At 65.2% G+C, this 22,156-nt stretch carries 21 protein-coding genes; 9 read left to right on the top strand and 12 right to left on the bottom strand.

Going from position 1 to position 22,156, the window contains the following annotated elements:
* The first annotated feature begins 1 nt into the window (after position 1).
* From paaE to ACVWW6_RS37735, 5 genes are all read left to right on the top strand, one after another.
* Entirely contained in the window at positions 2-1,084 is a 1,083-nt protein-coding gene (gene paaE, locus ACVWW6_RS37755) for a 1,2-phenylacetyl-CoA epoxidase subunit PaaE (protein WP_456682545.1), read from the top strand.
* A gap of 101 nt (positions 1,085-1,185) precedes the next feature.
* Positions 1,186-1,635: a hydroxyphenylacetyl-CoA thioesterase PaaI gene (paaI, locus tag ACVWW6_RS37750; RefSeq protein ID WP_456682544.1), complete on the top strand. Its 450-nt coding sequence runs from the start codon at positions 1,186-1,188 to the stop codon at positions 1,633-1,635.
* 32 nt (positions 1,636-1,667) lie between these two features.
* The gene (paaK, locus tag ACVWW6_RS37745) at positions 1,668-2,999 is read left to right on the top strand and encodes a phenylacetate--CoA ligase PaaK (protein WP_161535867.1); all 1,332 of its coding nucleotides are present in this window, start codon (positions 1,668-1,670) and stop codon (positions 2,997-2,999) included.
* 51 nt (positions 3,000-3,050) lie between these two features.
* Positions 3,051-4,055 (top strand): quinone oxidoreductase family protein, encoded by a 1,005-nt coding sequence (locus tag ACVWW6_RS37740; RefSeq protein WP_456682543.1) that lies wholly within the window; start codon positions 3,051-3,053, stop codon positions 4,053-4,055.
* 2 nt (positions 4,056-4,057) lie between these two features.
* Positions 4,058-5,113 carry a YeeE/YedE family protein gene (locus tag ACVWW6_RS37735; RefSeq protein ID WP_456682542.1) on the top strand — a complete coding sequence of 352 codons (1,056 nt, stop codon included), beginning with the start codon at positions 4,058-4,060 and terminating at the stop codon, positions 5,111-5,113.
* On the opposite strand, the gene ACVWW6_RS37730 is transcribed toward ACVWW6_RS37735, so the two are convergent.
* Positions 5,092-6,006 (bottom strand): DMT family transporter, encoded by a 915-nt coding sequence (locus tag ACVWW6_RS37730; protein ID WP_456682541.1) that lies wholly within the window; start codon positions 6,004-6,006, stop codon positions 5,092-5,094. The genes ACVWW6_RS37735 and ACVWW6_RS37730 overlap by 22 nt on opposite strands.
* Before the next feature lie 101 nt (positions 6,007-6,107).
* On the opposite strand from ACVWW6_RS37730, the gene pdxR reads away from it, so the two are divergent.
* The gene (pdxR, locus tag ACVWW6_RS37725) at positions 6,108-7,538 is read left to right on the top strand and encodes a MocR-like pyridoxine biosynthesis transcription factor PdxR (RefSeq protein WP_456683226.1); all 1,431 of its coding nucleotides are present in this window, start codon (positions 6,108-6,110) and stop codon (positions 7,536-7,538) included.
* Between the two features lie 62 nt (positions 7,539-7,600).
* Here pdxR and ACVWW6_RS37720 read toward each other — a convergent pair whose 3' ends face one another.
* From ACVWW6_RS37720 to ACVWW6_RS37700, 5 genes are all read right to left on the bottom strand, one after another.
* Positions 7,601-8,824, bottom strand: coding sequence for a bifunctional alpha/beta hydrolase/OsmC family protein (locus ACVWW6_RS37720; protein WP_404523307.1), 1,224 nt, complete (start codon positions 8,822-8,824; stop codon positions 7,601-7,603).
* Positions 8,825-8,851: 27 nt separating this feature from the next.
* Positions 8,852-9,514, bottom strand: coding sequence for a sulfite oxidase-like oxidoreductase (locus tag ACVWW6_RS37715; RefSeq protein WP_456682540.1), 663 nt, complete (start codon positions 9,512-9,514; stop codon positions 8,852-8,854).
* A gap of 4 nt (positions 9,515-9,518) precedes the next feature.
* Positions 9,519-10,841: an MFS transporter gene (locus ACVWW6_RS37710; protein ID WP_011085688.1), complete on the bottom strand. Its 1,323-nt coding sequence runs from the start codon at positions 10,839-10,841 to the stop codon at positions 9,519-9,521.
* Positions 10,842-10,874: 33 nt separating this feature from the next.
* Positions 10,875-12,095, bottom strand: coding sequence for a cytochrome P450 (locus tag ACVWW6_RS37705; RefSeq protein ID WP_456682539.1), 1,221 nt, complete (start codon positions 12,093-12,095; stop codon positions 10,875-10,877).
* Positions 12,096-12,161: 66 nt separating this feature from the next.
* On the bottom strand, positions 12,162-12,371 hold the full coding sequence (locus ACVWW6_RS37700) for a ferredoxin (protein WP_060911080.1): 210 nt from the start codon (positions 12,369-12,371) through the stop codon (positions 12,162-12,164).
* A 158-nt stretch (positions 12,372-12,529) separates the two neighbouring features.
* Between ACVWW6_RS37700 and ACVWW6_RS37695 the strand changes: the two genes are divergently transcribed.
* Complete coding sequence (locus tag ACVWW6_RS37695) at positions 12,530-13,177, top strand: TetR/AcrR family transcriptional regulator (protein ID WP_456682538.1); 648 nt, start codon at positions 12,530-12,532, stop codon at positions 13,175-13,177.
* On the opposite strand, the gene ACVWW6_RS37690 is transcribed toward ACVWW6_RS37695, so the two are convergent.
* From ACVWW6_RS37690 to ACVWW6_RS37675, 4 genes are read right to left on the bottom strand one after another with little or no spacing between them, the layout of a single operon-like run.
* Positions 13,174-13,812, bottom strand: coding sequence for an aspartate/glutamate racemase family protein (locus ACVWW6_RS37690; protein ID WP_456682537.1), 639 nt, complete (start codon positions 13,810-13,812; stop codon positions 13,174-13,176). The two genes, ACVWW6_RS37695 and ACVWW6_RS37690, sit on opposite strands and share 4 nt — an antisense overlap.
* A 49-nt stretch (positions 13,813-13,861) precedes the next feature.
* Positions 13,862-14,875, bottom strand: coding sequence for an amino acid ABC transporter substrate-binding protein (locus tag ACVWW6_RS37685; RefSeq protein WP_011085693.1), 1,014 nt, complete (start codon positions 14,873-14,875; stop codon positions 13,862-13,864).
* Between the two features lie 12 nt (positions 14,876-14,887).
* Positions 14,888-16,237, bottom strand: a complete 1,350-nt coding sequence (locus ACVWW6_RS37680) for an aspartate aminotransferase family protein (protein WP_456682536.1) — start codon at positions 16,235-16,237, stop codon at positions 14,888-14,890.
* A 3-nt stretch (positions 16,238-16,240) separates the two neighbouring features.
* Positions 16,241-17,113 (bottom strand): MurR/RpiR family transcriptional regulator, encoded by an 873-nt coding sequence (locus ACVWW6_RS37675; protein ID WP_011085695.1) that lies wholly within the window; start codon positions 17,111-17,113, stop codon positions 16,241-16,243.
* Positions 17,114-17,200: 87 nt separating this feature from the next.
* Here ACVWW6_RS37675 and ACVWW6_RS37670 point away from each other — a divergent pair, with 87 nt between their 5' ends.
* Positions 17,201-18,388, top strand: coding sequence for an amino acid ABC transporter permease (locus tag ACVWW6_RS37670; protein WP_456682535.1), 1,188 nt, complete (start codon positions 17,201-17,203; stop codon positions 18,386-18,388).
* A gap of 2 nt (positions 18,389-18,390) precedes the next feature.
* A complete protein-coding gene (locus tag ACVWW6_RS37665) occupies positions 18,391-19,497 on the top strand; it encodes an amino acid ABC transporter permease (RefSeq protein WP_456682534.1) in 1,107 nt (368 codons plus the stop codon).
* Between the two features lie 189 nt (positions 19,498-19,686).
* On the opposite strand, the gene ACVWW6_RS37660 is transcribed toward ACVWW6_RS37665, so the two are convergent.
* Positions 19,687-21,105 carry an amidase gene (locus ACVWW6_RS37660; protein ID WP_456682533.1) on the bottom strand — a complete coding sequence of 473 codons (1,419 nt, stop codon included), beginning with the start codon at positions 21,103-21,105 and terminating at the stop codon, positions 19,687-19,689.
* A 126-nt stretch (positions 21,106-21,231) separates the two neighbouring features.
* Positions 21,232-22,008 carry an SDR family oxidoreductase gene (locus ACVWW6_RS37655; RefSeq protein ID WP_456682532.1) on the bottom strand — a complete coding sequence of 259 codons (777 nt, stop codon included), beginning with the start codon at positions 22,006-22,008 and terminating at the stop codon, positions 21,232-21,234.
* Positions 22,009-22,156: the final 148 nt, after the last annotated feature.

Raw genomic sequence — 22,156 nt, 5'->3', positions numbered from 1 at the left:
CATGTCAGCAGCCGCACCGCGCTTCCATCGCCTGGCCGTCAACGACCTCCGCCGCGAGGCCTCGGACGCCATTTCGGTGACCTTCGCCATCCCCAGCGAACTCGCCAGCGATTACGCTTTCACGCCCGGGCAGTACCTCACGCTCCGCACGATGCTGGACGGTGAAGAGGTGCGCCGATCCTACTCCATCTGCTCCGGCCCCGACGACGGCGAGATCCGCATCGCGGTGAAGAAGGTCGATGGCGGTGCGTTTTCGAGCTGGGCCGCCGATGAACTCAAATGTGGTGACGAACTCGACGTGATGACGCCGACGGGCCGCTTCGGCGTGGTCGCGCCGGCCGATACGGGACGGATCCATGTCGGCTTTGCCGCCGGCTCCGGCATCACGCCGATCCTGTCGATCGTGAAGGGCGTGCTCGCCCGCGAACCGGATAGCCGCTTCTTCTTGTTCTACGGCAATCGCTCGACCGACAACATCATGTTCCTCGAGGCGCTCGAGGAGCTCAAGGATCGCTTCATCGACCGCCTCTCGATCTTCCACGTCATCTCCGGCGAGGAGCAGGACATCCCGATCCTGCATGGCCGGCTCGACGGCGACAAGGTGAGGGTGCTGCTGCGCTCGCTGGTGCCGGCGGGAAGCGTCGATCACGTCTTCATCTGCGGTCCGTCTGGCATGAGCGAGGACATCGAGGCGACCTGCCGCGATCTCGGTATCGCCGAGGAGCGCATCCACGTCGAGCGCTTCGTCTCGGAATTCGGCGGCAAGCCGCGGCCGAAGAAGGCTGTTGCACCCGACGCGCCACCGAAGGCGATCGCGTCGCTGATCATCGACGGCAAGCGCCGCGACGTGCCGGTCGCCGAGGACGAAGCGATCCTCGATGCCGCGCTGCGCGCCGGCGTCGATCTGCCCTTCGCCTGCAAGGGCGGCATGTGCTCCACTTGCCGCGCCAAGCTGGTCGAGGGCGAGGCGCCGATGGACATCAACTATTCGCTGGAGCCGTGGGAGCTGAAGGCCGGCTTCGTCCTGACCTGCCAGGCGAAGCCGTCGTCGGAGCGGGTCGTGGTCGACTATGACCATGTCTGATCGGCCGTATCAGTGCCCCACGATGCAAATGCGTCGCATTATTTGACAGCTCGAACCAACCAGCAGAACATCATGTGCAGGAAATTGACCGGGAGAAGCGCGTGAACGTCAAAGCCGCCCTGTCGTCTGAGGATATTGCCCGCGCCTGCGCCGATGCGATGTGGGCGGAGGACGATGCCTCCAAAGGTCTCGGCATGGAGATCGTCGAAATCGGCCCGGGCTTCGCGACGCTGGCCATGGCGGTGCGGCCGGACATGGTCAATGGCCAGCGCATCGCCCATGGCGGCTTCATCTTCACGCTCGCAGATTCCGCCTTTGCGTTTGCATGCAACTCGCACAATGAGCGCGTGGTCGCGGCACAGGGCCAGATCACCTTCATCACGCCCGGCAGGCTCGGCGATCGTCTCGTCGCGAAGGCAAGAGAGGTCACCCGCAGCGGCCGCTCCGGCATCTACGACGTGCGCGTCACCGCCGGCGACACCGTTATTGCAGAATTCCGCGGGCATTCGCGCGTCATTCCCGGCACGTGGCTGCCGGCACACGACCAATAAAGAAAAGAACAGACCAATGTGGGGAAACGAGGATGGCTCTGACCAGGCTCAAGGAAGGTGGCACCACCTATCGCGCCGAAATGGATGCGTATGAGCGCGCCTCACGTGACGAGATCATGGCGCTGCAGAAGCAGCGGCTGGGCTGGTCGCTGAAGCACGCCTACGACAACGTCGCGCATTATCGCAAGGCCTTCGACAAGGCCGGCGTGCATCCGTCCGACTTTCGCGAGCTCTCCGATCTCGCGAAGTTTCCGTTCACGGTGAAAACGGATTTGCGCGACAATTATCCTTTCAACATGTTCGCTGTGCCGCGCGAAAAGCTGGTGCGCGTGCATGCCTCCTCCGGCACGACAGGTAAGCCGATCGTCGTGGGCTACACCCAGCGCGATATCGACACCTGGTCGGAAGTCATGGCGCGTTCGATCCGCGCTGCCGGCGGCCGCACCGGCATGATCATCCACAACGCCTACGGATACGGCCTCTTCACCGGCGGGCTTGGCGTGCACTACGGTGCCGAAAAGCTCGGCTGCACGGTGGTGCCGATCTCCGGCGGCATGACCGAGCGGCAGGTGCAGCTCATCAACGATTTCCGCCCCGACATCATCACGGTGACGCCGAGCTACATGCTGGCGATTCTCGACGAGTTCAAGCGCCAGAAGCTGGATCCACGCCAGTGTTCGCTCAAGGTCGGCATCTTCGGCGCCGAGCCCTGGACCAATGCGATGCGCGGCGAGATCGAGGACGCCTTCGACATGGATGCGACCGACATCTATGGCCTCTCCGAGGTGATCGGCCCCGGCGTCGCGCAGGAATGCATCGAGACCAAGGACGGCCTGCACATCTGGGAGGACCATTTCTATCCCGAAGTGATCGACCCCGAGACGGGCGCGGTGCTGCCAGATGGCGAGAAGGGCGAGCTGGTCTTCACCTCGCTCACCAAGGAAGGTTTTCCGGTGATCCGCTATCGCACCCGCGACCTGACGCGGCTGTTGCCGGGCACGGCGCGGCCGGGCATGCGGCGGATGGAGAAGGTAACGGGCCGCTCGGACGACATGATCATCCTGCGCGGCGTCAATCTGTTCCCGACCCAGATCGAGGAGGTGCTGCTGGCCACGGACTGGTGCGGCGGCCACTTCATCCTCGAATTGACCCGCGAAGGCCGCATGGACGAACTGACCATCATTGCCGAGGCGCGGCCCGAGAGCTGGGACGGCCGCGGCCTCGTCGACCATGCCGACCGGATCTCGACCCACATCAAGAACACGATCGGCATCAGCTCCAACGTGCGGGTGGTTGCGCCCGCCACGCTGGAGCGCTCGCTCGGCAAGGCCAGGCGGCTCTACGACAAGCGCCCGAAGGATTGACTTGACCACCCGTAAGGGCGACAAGGCCGGCGAGAAATCGCGGGTCTTTCCATGTCGCCAGCCGATCCCAAAGCCGTCCAAGCGCGCTGTGTGCGCCTCAATGCCAAGGCCGAGAACGCGGCCGCGCTTGCGCCGGTTGTCGAGCGTCAGACGATCACGCGGGGGCCAAACGATCTCCTGATCGAGGTGAAGGCGGCCGCCGTCAATCCGTCCGACGTCAAGGCCGCGACCGGGCTGATGCCCTATGCCGTGTTTCCGCGCACGCCGGGCCGCGACTACGCCGGCGTGGTGATCGATGGACCGGCCGGCACGGTCGGCCGCGAGGTGTTCGGTTCCTCCGGCGATCTCGGTATCCGCCGCGACGGCACCCACGCAACCCATCTCGTCGTCGAGGCCGATGCTGTCGTGGAGAAACCCAGGACGGTGTCCTGGGAGGAGGCTGCCGGCATCGGCGTTCCCTTTGTCACCGCGATGGAGGGCTTTCGCCGCGCCGGCGTGCCGAAGGCCGGCGAGACCGTTCTGGTGTTGGGCGTCAATGGCAAGGTCGGCCAGGCCGCGGTGCAGATCGCGACCTGGCAGGGCGCGCGCGTCATCGGGGTGGTGCGCAAGGCCGAGACCTATGAAGGCCATAGCAACGCGTCCATCGAGGTGATCGATGCCTCCGCGACCGATGTCGCCACGCGGGTGCGCGAAGTGACCGCCGGGAAGGGCGCCGACATCGTCTTCAACACGGTCGGCGATCCCTATTTCCAGGCCGCGCACAAGTCGCTCGCCTTGCGCGGCCGCCAGATCCTGATCGCCGCGATCGACCGCATCGTGCAGTTCAACATTCTCGAATTCTACAGAGGCCAGCACACTTACGTCGGAATCGACACGCTCGGCTTGTCCTCGACGGCGACTGGTGCGGTGCTGCGTGACCTCGGCCCCGGCTTTGCGGGCGGTCACCTGAAACCGTTTCCGATCAAGGCGAATGCCGTCTATCCGCTGGAGCGCGCCAAGGAAGCGTATGTCGCGGTCGCCGGCTCCTCGCGCGATCGCGTGATCCTGAAGCCGTGACGATGGAATCCACGCAACTTGTCGTTCTCGCCGGCCTCGTCATCGGCCTGATCTACGGCGCCGTGGGTCTGCTGAGCGGCTTCTGCCTGATGAGCAGCATGCGCGGACTTCTGGCGGGAGGAGACGGCCGGCTGGTGCGGTCCTATGCGCTGGCGATCGCTGTCGCGATCGCCGCAAGCCAGCTCCTGGCCGGCGGCGGTGCCGTCGATCTCGGCAAGTCGATCTACCTGCAACAATCCTTCTCGGCGCCGGTGCTGTTCCTCGGCGGCCTGCTGTTCGGCTACGGCATGGTGCTGTCGAACGGCTGTGGCTCGCGCGCTCTGGTGCTGCTCGGCCGCGGCAATCTCCGTTCCTTCGTGGTCGTGATCGTGCTCGCCATCGCCGCGCAGATGACGCTCAAGGGCCTGGTTGCGCCGGCGCGCATTGCACTGGTTCAGGCCTCGCAAACCTCCGTCGGCGCCAATTCGCTGCCGTCCGTGCTGGCGACGCTCGGCCTTGCTGAAGCTCTCTCGCGCGCGATTGCCGCTGCCGTGATCGTCGTGGCATTGATCCTGTTTGCGTTCGCCCACCCGACATTCCGCCGTTCGCCTGGCCAGATCGCGGCGGGCGTCATCGTCGGCGTCCTCGTTGCCGGCGGCTGGTTCGTCACCGGCTATCTCGGCGCCGACGACTTCAATCCCGTCCCCGTGACCTCGCTCACCTTCGTCGCGCCGATCGCAGATGCCCTGCAATATGCCATGCTATCGACCGGCCTGACGCTCAATTTCGGCGTCGCGACGGTTGCCGGCGTCTTCGCCGGCAGTCTGGTGACGGCACTCGCTACTGGCCGCTTCAAGCTCGAAGGCTATTCATCGCCGCGCCATATGCTGCGCTCGGCGGGCGGCGCCGCGCTGATGGGGATCGGCGGTGTGATGGCGTTCGGCTGCTCGATCGGACAGGGGCTTACCGGCGTGTCGACGCTGGCGCTGGGCTCGTTCGTTGCGCTCGCCGGCATCTTGCTCGGCACGACAGCGGGCCTGCGCGGCGTGCTGCGCGTTCAACCTCTCGCGATGGCCTGACTGCGCAGCAGGCGATCCCCGAGCGTTGCAAGGCCGATGCTGGCGACGATCAGTCCGGCCGCGACAGCAAGGCTCAAGTCGATCGGCTCGCCCAGCAGGATCGCCGCGCTGGCGATGCCGACGAGTGGCGTCGCCGTGGTGCCGAGCGACGTCGTCAGCGCCGAGATGCTCTTGTTGACCATCGACATCGCCCAATAGGCAAGCGCCGTCCCGATCAGGCCGGAATAGAGGAACAGGAGCACGAGCCTCCACGACCAATTTACGTGCGGTATGCCGTCCACGATTGCCGCGGTGATCGACAGCACCACCGTTGCCACCAACACCTGCCAGATCAGGAGCTGAAGCGGGGAGGCGAGCCAGCGATGCGCGCGTATATAGATGATGTTTGCGGCCCACGAGATCGCTGCGAGGATGACCATGCCGGCGCCGAGCATGACGTTGCCATTGGTCCAGTCGATCGATGTCGGGTTCAGGATCACGGCAAGGCCGATCAGTCCGAGCAGGGCGCCGGCGACCTTTGGCGCGGTCAGCGTGTCGTTCCCGATCAGGGGCGCGGCGATCGCGACCCAGAGCGGTGTGGTGTAGCCGAGCACGACGGCCTTGCCCGCGGGCAGGAAGCGCACACCGGCCGCAACCAGGACCGAGAACACCGTCATGTGCAGAAGTGCCACGCTGAGAACCACCGGAATGTCGCGTCGCTCCGGGATCACGAGATTGTTGCTCAGTCCAAGGATCACGAACAAGGCAGCCAGGGCGATCCAGCTGCGGATCGCCGAAGTCCACAGTGGCGAAAGGAACTGGACGAGCTGCTTCGTCACCGACCAGTTGACACCCCAGGCCAGCACGACGATCAGGAACAGGCCGACGGCCGCGCGGGGTGACAGGGAGTTCATCTCGGAGGTCCTTGAAGCAGTCTGGCCTCGCGGATAGCATCCGGGCTGGCACCTGGAAAAGTGCCAGATCGAGAAGGAATAAGGTGCCAGTTTCAGAAGAGATGATCGCCGGCTTGATCGAGTTGAAGCGGACCGGTGAGGAAGGGCTGATGGCTCAACTGACGAGCCAGCTCAGGGAGCTGATCGGAAGCGGCCGCATCGGCAAGGGCCGCGGGCTGCCGTCGAGCCGACAGCTTGCGCGCGATCTCGGTGTCTCCCGCAATACCGTGACCTATGCGTTCGAGCAGCTTGCCGCCGAAGGGTATTTGGCTGCGTCGCACGGGCGGCGCCCGGTCGTGACGGTCGACGGCGGTGAGCGTATCGAAGCAGCTGGCGCCGCGACATCAGGTGTCCGCTCGGGCACGCCGCGCCTCTCTCCCTGGGCCTCGAAGCTCAAGCAGGCGGACTGGCCGATGTCCTATCTGGCGCAGCTAAAACCGTTGCGCCCTGGGCAAGGTGATTTCAGGGAGTTTCCGAACGAGGTCTGGGCTCGCTGTCTGCGCCGCAGCGCCGTGCGTGCGGCCAGGCGCGATCTCGGCTCCGTCAACCGGCCGCGCTTACGCGAGGCGCTGGCGCATTATCTCGCGACCAGCAGGGGCGTTCGCGCCACGGCGGACCAGATCATGATCCTGCCGAGCGCACAGGCCGCGCTCACTTTGATCGCGGCTGTCGTCATCACGCAAGGTGACGAGGTCTGGGTCGAGGATCCCGGCTATCCCGGCGCCGCGGCCGCCTTTCGTGCCTCCGGCGCGCGCGTGACCGGCATCAGGCTGGACGAGCAGGGCATGCGGCGGATGCCTGGTGTCGCGGCTCCAACGCTGATCTTCATGACGCCATCGCACCAGCATCCGACCGGGCGGCTGATGTCGCTGGCCCGCCGCACTGAGTTTCTTGGCCTGAGCAGGCCCGGCAAGACCTGGATCGTGGAGGACGATTACGACGGCGAATTCCACTATGACAGCCGGCCGGTGCCGGCCTTGCAGGGGCTCGATACCCATGGCCGCGTGTTCTATGTCGGCACGTTCTCGAAGGCGATGACGTCGGATATCCGGCTCGGCTATCTCGTGGTGCCGCCGGCGCTGGTCAGCACCCTGGAGATCGCGCAGCGGCATATCGGGCTGATCGCCGCCAGCCATGTCCAGGAAGCGCTGGCCGAGTTCATTGCCGACGGGCATTTTCTCGCGCATCTGCGCCGGATGCGCCGGCTCTATCACGCGCGCCGCGATCATCTCGTCGAGGGACTGGAGCGCCATCTTGGCGAGGTGCTTACGGCCGAGGTGCCCTCGGGCGGCATCCAGCTCGTCGCGCGCCTCAAGCGTGGTCGCGCTGATCAGGCTGCTGTCAAGCGGCTGGTCGCAGCGGGGGTTGAAACGCGCGCCTTGTCCAGCCTTGCGCTCGGCCGGCCGCGCGATCACGGCCTGCTGCTCGGCTTTGCAGCCTGGCGCGAGAACGAGATCAGCGTCGCCGTGCGGACGATGGCATCGTGCTTCTAGCGCATGATCCGGAAAAGTGTTGAAGCGGTTTTCCGAAAAGATCATGCTCAACCAATAAGGCGTTAGTCCACGGCCTTGGTCACGATGCGGATCTCCGAGGTCAGCGTGCGGTGCACCGGGCACTTGTCGGCGATCTCCATCAGCTTCCTGCGCTGCTCGGCATCGAGCGCGCCGTCCATCGCGATGTCGCGCTCGATCTGGTCGAGCATGCCCTCGCGCGTCTCGCATTCCGCACAATCCTTGGCGTAGATCTTGGAATGTTTCAGCGTGACCGTGACGCGGTCGAGGGGCAGCGATTTACGGTCGGCATAGAGGCGCATGGTCATGGAGGTGCAGGCACCTAAGCCTGCGAGCAGGAAATCGTAAGGTCCAGGTCCGGCATCCTCGCCGCCGGCGGCGACCGGCTCGTCCGCCACGAGGCGATGCGGGCCGATGGAAATGATCTGGTTGAACTTGCTCTTGCGGGTCTCCTGAACCACGACCTTGCGCGGCGCCTCCGTGAGATCCATCGCTTTGGCAGGCTTTGCGGCGTCGATATACCGGCTTGCCCAAGCCGCGATCACGTCGGCCGCATAGAGCGCGTCGGCCGGCCTGGTGAGGAGATGGTCGGCGTGGTCGAGCGAGACGAAGCTCTTGGGATGCTTGGCCGCGACGAAGAGCTTGGTCGCATTGTCGATGCCCACGGTATCGTCGAGCGGCGAGTGCATCACCAGCAGCGCCTTGTGCAGGCCGGTGACGTCCTTCATCAGCTCATGCTCGGCGATGTCTTCGAGGAATTCGCGCTTGATACGGAATGGACGCCCGGCAAGCGACACTTCGACCTCGCCCTGTGCGCGGATCGCGTCAACATGTTCCCTGAACAGGCCGGTGACGTGGGTGGGGTCAGATGGCGCTGCAATGGTCACCACCGCTTTCGCCTCGGGAACTTTGCTGGCCGCGGCCAGAATCGCAGCGCCGCCGAGGCTATGGCCGATCAGGATCGAGGGCGCCTTGCGCGTCGAACGCAGATGATCGGCCGCGCGCACGAGGTCGGCGACGTTCGAGGAGAACGTCGAATTGGCGAAATCACCCTCGCTGGAGCCGAGCCCGGTGAAGTCGAAACGCAGCACCGCGATGCCCTTGGCAGCGAGCGCGACCGAGATGCGCTTGGCCGCCAGCGTGTCCTTGCCGCAGGTGAAGCAGTGCGCAAACAGCGCGAAAGCCGCGGGTTCGCCGTCCGGCAGCTCCAGCGCGGCCGCGAGCTGATGGCCGCCTTCGCCGGTGAATTGAAAGCGTTCCGTCGGCATGGCCTTCCCCCGTCTCTTGGTTGGAATCTAATCGCCTGAATAGCGCTGCTCGGCCCAGGGATCGCCGCGGTTATGATAGCCGCGGACTTCCCAGAAACCCGGCGCGTCCCCGGTCAGGAATTCGATCGCCTGGAGCCATTTGGCGCTCTTCCAGAAATAGAGATGCGGCACGACCAGCCGCACCGGGCCGCCGTGCTCCTCCGTCAGCGGCTGGCCGGACCAGCTATGGGCGAGCAGGGCGTCCTCGGCGGCGAAGTCTTCCAGCGCGAGGTTGGTGGTGTAGCCGTCATAGGAATGCAGCACGACGAAGCGTGCATCCTCGCGCGGCTGGCAGGCCGCAAGCAACTCGCGCGTGGCGAGGCCTTCCCAAAGGTTGTCGTAGCGCGACCAGGTCGTCACGCAGTGGATGTCGGAGGTGAACTGGGCCTGCTTCTGTGCGGTGAACTCGGCGAAGGTCCAGAACACGGGATGTTCGATCGCGCCGTAGACGTCGAGCCGCCAGCGATCACGCGAGACCGGTGGCACGACTCCGAGGTCGAGCACCGGCCAGTCTTTCGTGAGGTGCTGGCCCGGCGGTAGCCTTTGATCTTCCGGACGCGTGATCCTGCCCGTGAGGAAGCGGCCCTCGCGCGCCCATTTCTCCTTGGTGCGCGTCAGCTTGCTGTCGGGCGGCTCGTTGTCGTCGGCCATCAGCTTACTCGTGGCGATGCATTGCGGAGGCGTGCTTGGTGTCGCGCATGGTGGAATAGATGATCAGCGACAGGCAGATGACGCCGCTGAGGTAGAAGTAGAACCATTCCTCGTGCCCGATGCTCTTGAAGTAGAGCGCGATCGCGGGTGCCGTGCCGCCGAAAATCGAGACCGTGATCGCATAGGGCAGGCCGACGCCGAGCGCGCGGACATTGGTCGGGAACAGCTCGGCCTTCACCACGGCGTTGATCGAGGTGTAGCCGGCGACGAACAGCCAGGCACAGCAGATCAGGATGAAGGCCATGAAGGGCGACTTCGTCTCCTTCAACGTCATCAGCAGCGGCACGGTCGCCAGCGTGCCGGCGACGCCGAAGAAGATCAGCAGCGGCTTGCGGCCGATCTTGTCGGAGATCGCACCATAGATCGGCTGCAGGATGGTCGCAAAGATCAGCGTGCCGAAGATCACGAAGGTGGTCTGGTCTTCGGTCAGCCCGACCGAGAGCTTGACGAAGGTCTGCATGTAGGTGGTGAAGGTGTAGAACGCCGCAGTGCCGCCCGCAGTCAGGCCGACCACCAGCAACAGCTCGCGTGGGTAGCGCAGCAAGTTGGTGATCGAGCCGGTCGGCTTCACCACCTTCTTGGCTTCCTCGAAGGCCTCGGTCTCGTGCAGATTGCGCCGCATCACCGCGGCAAAAATCGCGAGCGCCGCGCCGATCGCAAACGGGATGCGCCAGCCCCAGGCCTTCAGCTCGTCGGGCGTCAGGAAGACCTTTTGCAGGAGCAGCAGCACGATGATTGCGGTGAGCTGACCGCCGATCAGGGTGACGTATTGGAAGCTGGAATAGAAGCCGCGGTGCTTGGGATCGGCGACCTCGCTGAGATAGGTGGCGCTGGCGCCATATTCGCCGCCGAGGCTGAGGCCCTCGATCACACGAGCGAGCGCCAGGATCGCCGGCGCGGCGAACCCGATCGTGGCATAGGTCGGCGTCACCGCGATGATCAGCGAGCCGAAGCACATGAAGACGACGGACAGCGTCAGCGAGATACGGCGGCCGAAATGGTCAGCAAGGTAGCCGAAGAACCAGCCGCCGAGGGGCCGCATCAGGAAGGTCGCCGCGAATACGACGGCGACGTTCAATTGCTGCACGACCGGGTCGTTGCCGGGGAAGAAGGCCGGGGCGAAATAGAGCGCGAACGCCGTATAGGCGTAGAAATCGTACCATTCGACGAGATTGCCGATCGAGCCGATGAAGATCGCCTTGATCCGCCGCTCGGCGTCGGCGACGTCAAAATGCTCGGAGGCCGGTTTGATTACTTGGTCTGTCACGTCCGGCCTCTCTCTATCCCTGTTTGGAGAGGCCTACATCGCCTTTCCGAGCAGAAATGGCAACTGCCGGGGGCCTCTCACCGTGCCCTGCGACCAGGTCACGGTGCCTGCCGGATCGAGGCGAAAATCCGGGATCCGCTTCAGCCATTCCTCCAGCGCAACCTGCATCTCCATCCGCGCAAGGTTGGAACCGACGCAGCGATGGATACCGAGACCGAACGCGGCGTGGCGGTTCTCCCGACGATCGATCACGACTTTGTCAGCGTCCGGAAACATTTTTGGATCGCGATTAGCGGCCGGGAAGGACAGCAGCACCATGTTGCCCGCCTTGACCGGGCAGCCCGAGATCGTGGTCTCCTTGACCACCTCGCGCGCCATGGTCACCGGCGAATAGGCCCGCAGCAGCTCCTCCACGGCGATCGGGATCAGACCAGGCTCGGCGATCAGCCGCTCGCGGTCGGCCGGCGTTCTGGCGAGATGCCAGAGCGAGGAGCCGATCGCGCTCCAGGTGGTGTCGATGCCGGCGATCAGGAGCAGGCGGAGTGAGCCCAGCACGTGGGACTCTTCCAGCGGCTGACCTTCCTTGTCCTTGGCGTTCATCAGATAGGAGATGAGATCGTCGGTCGGCCTCGATCTGCGCTCCTCGATATGCGTCCTGAAATAGGCGCTCATCTCCTGCACGGCCTGGAGCAGCATGGTCTCGTCCTTGATGCCGAGCTCCAGGATCATGTGGATCCAGTTCACGAAGAGGTCGCTGTCGCTCTCGGGAATGCCGAGCATATGGGCGATGGCCCGAACCGGGATGTATTTGCTGTAGCGCGCTGCGGCATCGACCTTGCCGTCGGAGATGAAGCCGTCGATCAGCTCGTTGCAGATGGCGCGGACCCGCGGCTCGAGCTTCTTCATCGCGTCCGGGGTGAAGGGCGGCAGCAGCAACTGCTTGGCCGGCTTGTGCACGGGAGGATCGGAGGTGATCGGCGGGGCGGCATTCCTGGCAATCTCCGGCCGCACGTCGCGGACGATGATGCGGCGCGAGGAGAAATGCTCGGTGTCGTTGGCGATCTCGCGCACCGCCTCGTAGGTCGTAGGCATGTAGCAGCCGAGGAATCGCTCGGTGTGCACGACCGGGCTTGCGGCGCGCAGCTCATCCCAGATCGGAAACGGATCGTCCGTCCATTGCGGATCGGTGTGGTCGAAATCGTTGACCCAGTCGGTGACGGGCGGATGGGCGACGGGCTCGCTGACGTCGGACATGTCGGGGGGAATCCTCGGCTGGTGGTCGCTGGAATCACGCGCACGCGGGCAGACAGGAAGCTCGCGCTACTCCTCGATCACATCGATCGCGATTTCCGGGCAGTTGGATTTGGCAAGCCACGCCTTGTCTTCGAGTCCCGGCGGGACCGTGCCATCGCCGGCTTCATGCGCGTTGCCGTATTCGTCGAGCTCGAACAGCTCCGGCGCCAGCGCCTTGCAGCGCGCGTGGCCCTGGCATTTGTCGGGATCGACGTGAACCTTCAGTCGCTCTGTCATGGCGGCTTCCCTGGTCGTATGCGCGCGGCGCCTGAAGGGCGGCCCGCGTTCCTCATGTCAATCTTATCGGCGGCTTTGCCGCTCGATCTAAGTTATATGCTATTACATTCGCGGCGGGCTTCCCCTGTCAAGCGCAAACTTATAGGCTTTACCGTAACATGCGTTCACAACTCGCTCGCAAGCCCGAGAATACCTACCACCATGGCGATCTCCGTGACGCCCTGATCAAGGCCGCGTTGCGCGAGGCAGAGCAGGGCGGCGCCGAGGCGATCAGCATCAAGGCGCTGGCAAAGCAACTCGGCGTCTCGCAGCCGGCGCCCTATCGGCACTTCGCCGACCGCGAGGCGCTGCTGGCGGCAGTGACGGCGGAGGCGTTCCGGCAGCTCAGTGCGATCCTGCGCGAGGCGATGGCAGAGCCGTCCAGGCAATCGAAATTGTCGAGGCTGGCGCAGGCGACGCTCGATTTCGGCCTGCGCCGCAACGGCATCTACCGCCTGATGTTCGCTTCGCGCACCGTCTCATGCGCGGCCAAGGGCAGCGAGCTGCACGAGGCGACGCGCGAGACGCTTGGGCTCGTGATCGAAGCCCTGGAATCGCCGGCGGTCGGTTATTTGCGCGAACGGCAAGCGCTGAAGATCTGGGCGGCGGTGCATGGCGTGGTGATGCTGGCCGAGCAGGGCCTGTTCACCGGCGAGCCGGCGCATGCCACGCGCGAGGAGCTGGTCGAGGATTTTGTGAGCGAAACCAAGGCCGCGCTCGCGGCGGCGATCAAGAGCGCACGGCGTCGGGGAAAGACCGGCGCTTAAGCCTTCGTCGCCAGCAACTTCATCAGTTTCTCAACAGCGCTGTCAGGCGTCGTCACGACCGGGCGGCCGGTGGCCTCCGCCACCAGAGGCGCCGTCGCCGCGATGCTGAACTGCGCGAGCGCAATGACGTCGCAATCGCGCAAATCGCGCGAAGCTTCCACGATCAGCCGGTCGTGTGTGGTGCGGTCGCCGCGATCGAGCGCCGCCAGTGCGCCCTCGGCGAGTTTCGGCACGATCTGGACCGAAGCGGGGAATTCCGGCGGCATCGAGACCAGCGTCGGCGGGAAGGTCGAGAGCAGGCCGATCCGCTTGCCCATCGTCACCGCGCGCTCGATCATCGCTTCGTTCGGCTTCAGCACTGGCATCGGCGCATGGGCGCGCGCCACCGCCTCGATACAGGGGCCGAAGGCCGAACAAGTGAAGAGGATCGCGTTTGCCTCCGTTGCCTCCGCGTAGTCGCCGAGCGCGAGGAAACGCTCGGTCATGGCGTCGGTGAGCTGGCCGTCGCGCGCGAGATCCGCAGACAGGCTGTCGTCGAGCAGGTTCATCAGTCGCGCCTCGGGCCACGCTGTCGCGAATGCCGCCTCGATCGGGGCAATGGAATGCTTCAGGGCGTGGATCAGGGCGATGCGCATGGGATCTCTCTTCTCCCTCTCCCCCTAAACGGGGGAGAGGGAGAATTCCTTACTTGAACGGCACGGCGTACATCAGGCCGCCCTTGCTCCAGAGGCCGTTGAGGCCGCGATCGAGCTTGAGCGGGCTCGCCTTGCCGACATTGCGCTCATAGATCTCGCCGTAATTGCCGGTGGCCTTGATCGCCGTGACCAGCCATTTGTTGTCGAGCCCGAGCCGCGAGCCGAGATCGCCGGAGGCCCCCAGCAGCCGCTGGATCGCCGGCGTCTGCGACTTCGCCATCTCATCGACATTGGCCTGGGTGACGCCGAGCTCTTCGGCCTCGATCAACCCGTAATGCAGCCAGGTGATGATGTCGCTCCAGACCTCGTCACCGTTGCGGGTGAAGGGCCCGAGCGGCTCCTTGCTGATGGTCTGCGGCAGCACGACGTAGTCGGCCGGGTTGGGCGCTGCGGTCGTCACGGCGCCGGCAAGCGCGGACGCATCCTGGGTCATGGCATCGCAGCGGCCGCCGAAGAAGGTCTGGTACATGGTGTCGACGCGGTCGAACACCAGCGGCTTCCAGTCGATGCCGTTGGCGCGGCCGTAATCGCCGAGCGTAACCTCGTGCGTGGTACCCTGCGCGACGCAGACCGTGGCGCCCTTGAGGTCCTTGATGTCCTTTACGCCAAGGTCCTTCTTCACGACAAAGCCCTGGCCGTCGTAGAAGTTGATCGGGCCCTGGCGCAGGCCCAGTGTCACGCCGCGCAAATAGGTCTGCGTCGAGTTGCGGTAGAGCACGTCGATCTCGCCCGATTGCAGCGCGGTGAAGCGATTCTGCGCTGTCAGGGAGACGTAACGCACCTTGCTGGCATCGCCCAGCACGCCGGCCGCAAGCGCGCGGCAATAGTCGACGTCGAGGCCCTTGTAATTGCCTTGCGAGTCCGGCGCCGAGAAGCCGGCAAAACCTGCGCTGACGCCGCACACCAGCGTGCCGCGGCTCTTTACCGTGTCGAGCGTCGCCGCCTGCGCGGCCACCGCCGATGCTGCGAGCACGCCGGCTGCGATAACCACTTTCCTCATCATGCTACTCTCCCCTCAATGATTGACACTACGCAACACGTTGTCGACGGCGGTGCCGAGCTTGTCGACGATCAGGTCGATCTCGGCGACTGATGCGATATAGGGCGGTGCCAGCAGCACGTGGTCGCCGCGGACGCCGTCCACGGTGCCGCCGCCGGGATAGCAGCCGAGGCCGTTGGCGAAGGCCTCCGCCTTGATCTTCTGGTTGAGCTTGAGCGCCGGATCGAACGAGGTGCGGCTGGCGCGATCGGCGACAAGCTCGATCGCCCAGAACAGGCCGCGCCCCCTGATATCGCCGACATGGCGGTGATTGCCAAAGCGCTCGGTCAGTCGCTGCTCGAGTTGTCGGCCGCGCTCTTTCACGCGATCGAGCAGGCCGTCCTCGCGGATCACGTCCTGCACGGCGAGCGCGGCCGCGCAGGCGAGGGGGTGCGCCAGATAGGTATGGCCATGCTGGAAGGCGCCCGAGCCTGACCGGATAGTGTCGATGATCTTGCCGCTCGCGAGCATCGCGCCGATCGGCTGGTAACCGCCGCCGAGTCCTTTCGCGATGGCCTGGATATCGGGCGCGACACCTTCCTGCTCCCAGGCGTGCGTGGTGCCGGTCCGGCCCATGCCGCACATGACTTCATCCAGGATGAGCAGCGCACCGTGCCGGTCGCAGATTTCGCGCACGGCCCTGAAGTAACCGTCCGGCGCCGTCACCGCGCCGGCGGTGGCGCCGACGACGGGTTCGGCGAGGAACGCCGCAACGGAGTTGGGACCGAGCCGTTGAAATTCAGCTTCTAGCTCGGCTGCGAGCCGCGCTACGAACTGCGCATCCGACTCGCCGTCGTGTTTCTCATGATAAGCAAAGGCGGGAGTCACATGGCTGAAGGCGGCTGACAGCAGCGGCGCATAGGGCGCCCGGCGCCAGGCATTGCCGCCGGCGGCGAGCGCGCCGAGCGTATTGCCGTGATAGCTCTGCCGCCGCGCGATGAAATGCTGTCGCTGCGGCTCACCGCGCTCGATGAAATATTGCCGCGCGAGCTTGATGCTGGCCTCGATCGCCTCCGAACCGCCGCTGACGAAATAGGCGTAGGCGAGACCGCCGGGCTCGTGTCCGACCAGCGTCTCGGCCAGTGCTTCTGCCGGCTCGGACGAAAAGAAGGCGGTGTGCGCATAGGCGAGCGTCGACGCCTGCTTCGCCATCGCCGCGATCACACGCGGATGCTGGTGGCCGAGACAGGAGACCGCGGCGCCGCCGGAGGCGTCGATGACGCGCCGTCCGTCCTCGGCGAAGAGATAGACGCCTTCGCCGCCGATCGCCTTGGGCGGCGTTTCGCGTAGCGAGCGGTGCAGCACGCGGCTGGTGCGAGTGCTCATGGATCAACCTTTCTCCGAGACGTAGGTGGTAGCTGCGGCAAGCCGCGCCTCGGTATTCTCCAGACGCTTCTTCGCGGCGATGCCGCCGAGCGAGAACGTCACCGCGGCAAGCGACTGTGCAATCGCGATCGCGCCGGTGAGGCTTGGGAAAAAGCCCGGGGAAGAGGCTGCCTCGAACAGCAGCACATGGTCGGCGCCCTCGGCCATCGGTGCTGATACGCTATCGGCGATCGCAATCAGCGTCGCGCCGGCACGATAGGCGGCCTGCGCGACCCGGACGCTTGCGTGCGTGTAGGGCAGGAAGCCGATGACGATGACGGCTTCGCCGGGGCGGAAGGCGCCAAGATCGAGATCGTCAGGACCGGACGCGCCGACGAGTTGCACCTGTTCGGGGCGAAATAGCCGCAGTTCGTAGTTCAATAGTTCCGCGACGCTGCGGCAGCTGCGATAGCCCGCGATCCAGATCCGCTTGGCGTCGTGCAGCGCGCCGGCCGCCTCTGCAATCGGCTGCGCCGGAATGCGCGGAAGGCCGGCGGCCTCGGCCACCAGCTTGTCGGTAACGAGCGCGACGTCGGCGTGCGGACCATGACGCCGGCTCTTGGCGCGGCCGGAGAAGGGCGAGGTCTGCGACGGCCGCCGTGCCTCGGTCAGCGCCGCGCGCAACGCGTCCCAGCCGGAATAGCCGATAGCTTTTGCAAGCCGCGTGAAGGCGGCGGGATCGGCGCCGGCAACGGCCGCGAGATCGCGCATCGAGCGGGTGGTGGCGTCGTAATCATTGGCGGCGACGAAGCGCCCGACCTCCTGCAAGCGCATCGGGAGCGATGGCAATGCAATGCGCAGTTCGCTCAGCGGCGAGGATTTCGCGGGCTCGGCCATGAAACATTTGTTGCATGAATTGGCTTTTGGTGCAACAGTTGACGTGCGCCGCCGGAAATCGTTGCTTTTGAGAAGGATTTTTGCGCTGTGACATCAGATGGTCCGAGACCGCCGCCGCGCCGCCGCTTGTTCGGCGCCTTCGGACAACGGGAGCTGAAAGGCCTGTTCTGGCAGGTCCTGGTGGTCGGGATCGCGGTCGGGGTGATCGCCTTCCTCTGGTCCAACACCGTCACCAATCTCTCCGCTCGCCGGATCACCACGGGCTTTGCCTTTCTCGGCCGCGAAGCCGGCATGCCGATCGCCGACAGCCTGCTCGCCTACAATCCGCGCGACACCTACCTTTGGGCTTTCGTCGTCGGGATCGCCAACACTCTGCGCGTTGCGGTGATCGGCATCGTGCTTGCGACCATCCTGGGCACGCTGATCGGGATCTCGCGGCTGTCGGCCAACTGGCTGCTGTCGCGGCTCGCCGCCGTCTATGTCGAGACGCTCCGCGACATCCCGCTGCTGCTTCAGCTCCTGTTCTGGTACGTGCTGATGCAGGGGCTGCCGGCCGCGCGCGCGGCGTTCCGGCCGCTCGAGGGGGTGTTCCTCTCCAATCGCGGCCTGATCCTGCCGGCGATCCCGATCGGGGCGCCGCAGCTCTGGGTGCTCGGCACCGCCGCGCTGGGCTGTGCCGTGTTCTATGTCTTCAGACGATGGCAGATCGCGCAGCAGATGCGGGACGGCAAGCCGCGGCCAGCATGGCCGTTCGCGCTCGGCCTCATCGTCGTACTGCCGGCCGCAGTGTCGGTGCTGCTCGGCGTGCCCTGGGCGATCGAATGGCCCGAGCTGCGCGGTTTCAACTTCGTCGGCGGGCTGACGCTGGCCCCGGAATATTTTGCGCTGCTGATCGCGCTCGTCACCTACACCTCGGCCTTCATCGCCGAGATCGTGCGTAGCGGCATCCAGTCGGTGCCGCGCGGGCAGTGGGATGCCGCCAACGCGCTCGGCCTGCGCCGCAGCTTCATGCTGCGGCAGATCATCCTGCCGCAGGCGCTCCGCGTCATTGTGCCGCCGATGACGAGCCAATACCTCAACCTGACCAAGAACTCCTCGCTCGCGGTCGCGATCGGCTACCAGGACGTGGTCTCGGTCGCCAACACCACGCTGAACCAGACCGGGCAGGCGATCGAGGCGATCGCGCTGATCATGGCGGTGTTCTTGACCATCAGCCTCGGCATCAGCTTCTTCATGAACTGGTACAACGCGCGTATCGCGCTGGTGGAGCGCTGAGCATGACGGCGATCACCGATAGTCCGGATGCACCGCGCGCCGCGCGCCGCCCGCAGATGGGAAATCCGGTGCTGCGCTGGCTGCGCACCAATTTGTTCTCGTCGATCCCCAACGGCATTCTGTCGGTCGTGCTGCTGGCGATCCTCGCCAAGGGCATCTTCAGCTTCGTGCAGTGGGGCATCGCGAATGCAGTGTGGCTGACGCCCGCGAACGATTCCAGCGCGTGCCGTGCCGTCCGCGGCTTCGGCGCCTGCTGGGCGATCATCCCCGAGAAATATCGGTTCATCCTGTTCGGCACCTATCCGTTCGACGAGCAATGGCGGCCGGCGCTGTCGGTGATGCTGTTCATCGCGCTGTTCTATCTCTCCAGCCGCCGTGCTTTCTGGCGGCGCGAGCTGGTCTATCTCTGGATCGGTGTGCTGGCGCTGATCAGCGTGCTGATGTGGGGAGGCGTGTTCGGCCTGTCCTTCGTGTCGCAGGACCGCTGGGGCGGACTGCCGGTGACGCTGATCCTGGCGACCTTCGGTCTCGCCTTCGGCTTCCCGCTCGGTATCCTCGTCGCGCTCGGCCGGCGCTCAAAGCTGCCGGCGATCCGCTCGCTCAGCGTGCTCTATGTCGAGCTGATCCGCGGCGTGCCGTTGGTCAGCCTGCTGTTCATGGCGAGCGTGATGTTTCCGCTGTTCATGCCCAGCGGCTTCAACATCGACAAGCTGCTGCGTGCGCAGATCGCGATCATCCTGTTCGCGGGCGCTTACCTTGCCGAAGTCATTCGCGGCGGCCTTCAGGCCGTGCCGCGCGGACAATACGAGGCCGCCGAGGCGCTGGGGCTGTCCTATTGGCGCAAGCACCGGCTGATCGTCCTGCCGCAGGCGATCCGCCACGTCATCCCGCCGCTGGTCAACACCTTCATTGCCTTCTTCAAGGACACCAGCCTCGTCCTCATCATCGGCATCTTCGACCTGCTGACGACGGCCAAGACGGCGATCATCGATCCGGCCTGGCAGCAGTTCTCGGTCGAAGTCTACATCTTCGTCGCCGCGATCTATTTTGTGTTCTGCTTCGCGATGTCGCGCTACAGCCGCGGCCTGGAGGCGGCAAGCGGACGGTGAGGTGATCTTCCTTCTCCCCTTGTGGGAGAAGGTGGCGCGAAGCGCCGGATGAGGGGTTCTATCCTCGAGTTCGGACGGTGAGGGAGTCGCTCGCGGAGAGATACCCCTCACCCGTCTCGCCGCTTTGCGGCGAGCCACCCTCTCCCACGAGGGGAGAGGGGAACTACCGAGTACGCGTTGTAGATCGTGCTACTTCTTCACCTTCGGATCAATCGGCGTCGTGCCGCGCAGGCCCAGAATATCCTCCAGAACCTTCGCTCCCGCGAGCACTTGTGCATCAGCGCGGGGGGCTCCCACCACCTGGACGCCGACCGGCAGGCCTGACGCCGTGAAGCCGCAGGGCAGCGACAGCGACGGGCAGCACGCTAGCGTGATGGCGTAGACGATGCCGAGCCACTCGACGTAGTTGTCGAACCTCTTGCCCGCGCATTCGGCGACATAGCGGTCTTCGATCGGAAAGGGCGGCACGATCGTCGTCGGCACCAGCAGGAGATCGTAGGTCTGGAAGAACTCCACCGCGCGTGCAGTCATGCCGACGCGCTGCGCCTCGGCGCGCGCGAGCTGCTCGACGGTGAGCTTGAGGCCTTCCTCGATGTTCCAGATCACCTCGGGCTTGAGCAGGTCCCGCTTGGTGCGCAGCAGATTGGCCTTGGTGATGGCGAAATCGAACGCGCGCAGCACGTGGAAGCATTCATGCGCCTCGCGCCAGTCGGGATGGGCCTCCTCGACGATGGCGCCGGCCTCGGCAAAGCGTTCGGCAGCCTTGCGTGTGATGGCTTTCACCTCAGGATCGACGGGCGTGATGCCGAGATCGGGTGAATAGGCAATGCGCTTCGGCTTCTTGCCCGCCTGTGTCGTCGACAGGAACGACGTCGTAGGCGCAGGTAGCGACAGCGGATCGTCCGCATAGTCGCCGCTCATGGCATCCAGCAGCAGGGCGAGATCCTCGACGTTGCGTGCCATCGGGCCCACCACGCCGAGATTGCGATCGATCGCCGATTTGGGGGTATGGGCGACGCGGCCAATGCTCGGCCGCATTCCGACGACGCCGCAGAAAGCCGCCGGGCTGCGCAGGCTGCCACCCATGTCGGAGCCCTGGGCGAGCCAGGCCATGCCGGTCGCAAGCGCCACCGCCGCGCCGCCTGAGGAGCCGGCGGCGGACTTGGACGTATCCCAGGGATTGAGGGTTGCGCCGAACACCTCGTTGAAGGTGTTGGCGCCGGCGCCGAATTCCGGCGTGTTGGACTTGGCGTAGACGACTGCGCCGTTGGTTTCGAGGTTCTCGACCATGAGGTCGGACTTCGCAGGGATATTGTCCTTGAAGATCGGCGAACCCTGCGTGTTCAGCACGCCGGCAACGTCGGTCAGGTCCTTGATCGGCACCGGCAGGCCAGCGAGCAGCCCGCGCGCACCGGCCGGTTTCTGCATCAGGGCCTTCGCATTGGCCCGGGCGCGATCGAAGCACAGCGTCGGCAGCGCGTTGACCTTGCCGTCGACCTCGGCGATGCGCTTCTCCAGCACATCCAGCAGTTCGAGCGGCGAGACGTCGCCGGAACGCAACTTGTTGACGACGGTGCGGGCGGTTTCGCGGATCAGGTCTTGAGACAACTCTTTTACTCCTATCTCTTGATTGTCATTCCGGGGCGCCCGAAGGGCGAACCCGGAATCTCGAGGTTCCGGGTTCGATGCTTTGCATCGCCCCGGAACGACGGTGGCTAAATAACCTTGGAGAAACTAACCCCACCCGGCACTGATGCCGCCATCCACCGTATAGATGACCCCGGACGTATAGCCGGCGCGATCCGACGCCAGGAACGCCATGAGGTCGCCGATCTCGCGCGCATGCGCGGGGCGGCCGAGCGGCAGGCTCTTCTGGAATTCCTTGTAGCGGCTCTCGTCGCCGAACTGGTGCATGGCCCGCGTCTTGAGCAGCGTGACGTGGCGGTCGGTGCCGACAGGGCCGGGATTGATGCCGACCACGCGGATGTTGTCGGCGAGGCTCTTGCCGCCGAGCGCGCGGGTGAACGCCATCAGCGCGGCATTCCCGGCGCTGCCGCAGATGTAGTTCGCGTCGAACTTTTCGCCGGCCGCACCGATGTCGTTGACGATGACCCCGCCGCCCTTCGCCTTCATCTGCGCGTAGATCTGCCGCGTGAGGTTGATGTAGCCGAACACTTTCAATTCCCAGGCGTGGCGCCAGGTCGCCTCGTCGATCTTGTCGATCGAGCCGCCGGGGATGTCGCCGGCATTGTTCACGAGGATGTCGATGTCGGCGGCTTCTGTGGCCAGCCGTGCGATGTCTTCGGTCTTGCGCAGGTCGACGATGCTCGTCGCGGCGTCGATCTGGTGAGCAGACCGCAAGCGGTCCGCCAGCGCCTTGAGCTGATCGCCGCTGCGCGCGGCGAGCAGGAGATGCGCGCCTTCCTCGGCGAACGCCTCGGCGGCGGCGGCGCCGATGCCCTTGGACGCGCCCGTGATCAGGACACGCTTGCCACGCAGATGCAGATCCATGGGGGTTACTCGCAAGATAGGAATACGATGAAATCAGTAGGCGGTCGGCCGTGCCACGGTCAACATTGCAGTGCAGCGTTGCACTGCCCGCGACTTTGGTTCATTGCAGGGCGATCAAAAGACGGCGGCTGCCGGACCAACCAAGGAC

This window comes from Bradyrhizobium sp. USDA 3311, from assembly GCF_054062495.1.
The sequence above is the reverse complement of the archived record's forward strand: the minus strand, read 5'-3'. Positions and strand labels throughout refer to the sequence as shown.

What these genes read in the sequence shown, in the direction of transcription:
- ACVWW6_RS37715 (WP_456682540.1), bottom strand. Translation starts at nt 9,514, where the DNA reads ATGGCCGACGACAACGAGCCGCCCGACAGCAAGCTGACGCGCACCAAG.
- ACVWW6_RS37655 (WP_456682532.1), bottom strand. Translation starts at nt 22,008, where the DNA reads ATGGATCTGCATCTGCGTGGCAAGCGTGTCCTGATCACGGGCGCGTCC.
- ACVWW6_RS37685 (WP_011085693.1), bottom strand. Translation starts at nt 14,875, where the DNA reads ATGATGAGGAAAGTGGTTATCGCAGCCGGCGTGCTCGCAGCATCGGCG.
- ACVWW6_RS37675 (WP_011085695.1), bottom strand. Translation starts at nt 17,113, where the DNA reads ATGGCCGAGCCCGCGAAATCCTCGCCGCTGAGCGAACTGCGCATTGCA.
- ACVWW6_RS37700 (WP_060911080.1), bottom strand. Translation starts at nt 12,371, where the DNA reads ATGACAGAGCGACTGAAGGTTCACGTCGATCCCGACAAATGCCAGGGC.
- paaE (WP_456682545.1), top strand. Translation starts at nt 2, where the DNA reads ATGTCAGCAGCCGCACCGCGCTTCCATCGCCTGGCCGTCAACGACCTC.
- ACVWW6_RS37665 (WP_456682534.1), top strand. Translation starts at nt 18,391, where the DNA reads ATGACGGCGATCACCGATAGTCCGGATGCACCGCGCGCCGCGCGCCGC.
- ACVWW6_RS37690 (WP_456682537.1), bottom strand. Translation starts at nt 13,812, where the DNA reads ATGCGCATCGCCCTGATCCACGCCCTGAAGCATTCCATTGCCCCGATC.
- ACVWW6_RS37680 (WP_456682536.1), bottom strand. Translation starts at nt 16,237, where the DNA reads ATGAGCACTCGCACCAGCCGCGTGCTGCACCGCTCGCTACGCGAAACG.
- ACVWW6_RS37730 (WP_456682541.1), bottom strand. Translation starts at nt 6,006, where the DNA reads ATGAACTCCCTGTCACCCCGCGCGGCCGTCGGCCTGTTCCTGATCGTC.
- ACVWW6_RS37740 (WP_456682543.1), top strand. Translation starts at nt 3,051, where the DNA reads ATGTCGCCAGCCGATCCCAAAGCCGTCCAAGCGCGCTGTGTGCGCCTC.
- paaK (WP_161535867.1), top strand. Translation starts at nt 1,668, where the DNA reads ATGGCTCTGACCAGGCTCAAGGAAGGTGGCACCACCTATCGCGCCGAA.
- ACVWW6_RS37695 (WP_456682538.1), top strand. Translation starts at nt 12,530, where the DNA reads ATGCGTTCACAACTCGCTCGCAAGCCCGAGAATACCTACCACCATGGC.
- ACVWW6_RS37705 (WP_456682539.1), bottom strand. Translation starts at nt 12,095, where the DNA reads ATGTCCGACGTCAGCGAGCCCGTCGCCCATCCGCCCGTCACCGACTGG.
- pdxR (WP_456683226.1), top strand. Translation starts at nt 6,108, where the DNA reads ATGATCGCCGGCTTGATCGAGTTGAAGCGGACCGGTGAGGAAGGGCTG.
- ACVWW6_RS37720 (WP_404523307.1), bottom strand. Translation starts at nt 8,824, where the DNA reads ATGCCGACGGAACGCTTTCAATTCACCGGCGAAGGCGGCCATCAGCTC.
- ACVWW6_RS37735 (WP_456682542.1), top strand. Translation starts at nt 4,058, where the DNA reads ATGGAATCCACGCAACTTGTCGTTCTCGCCGGCCTCGTCATCGGCCTG.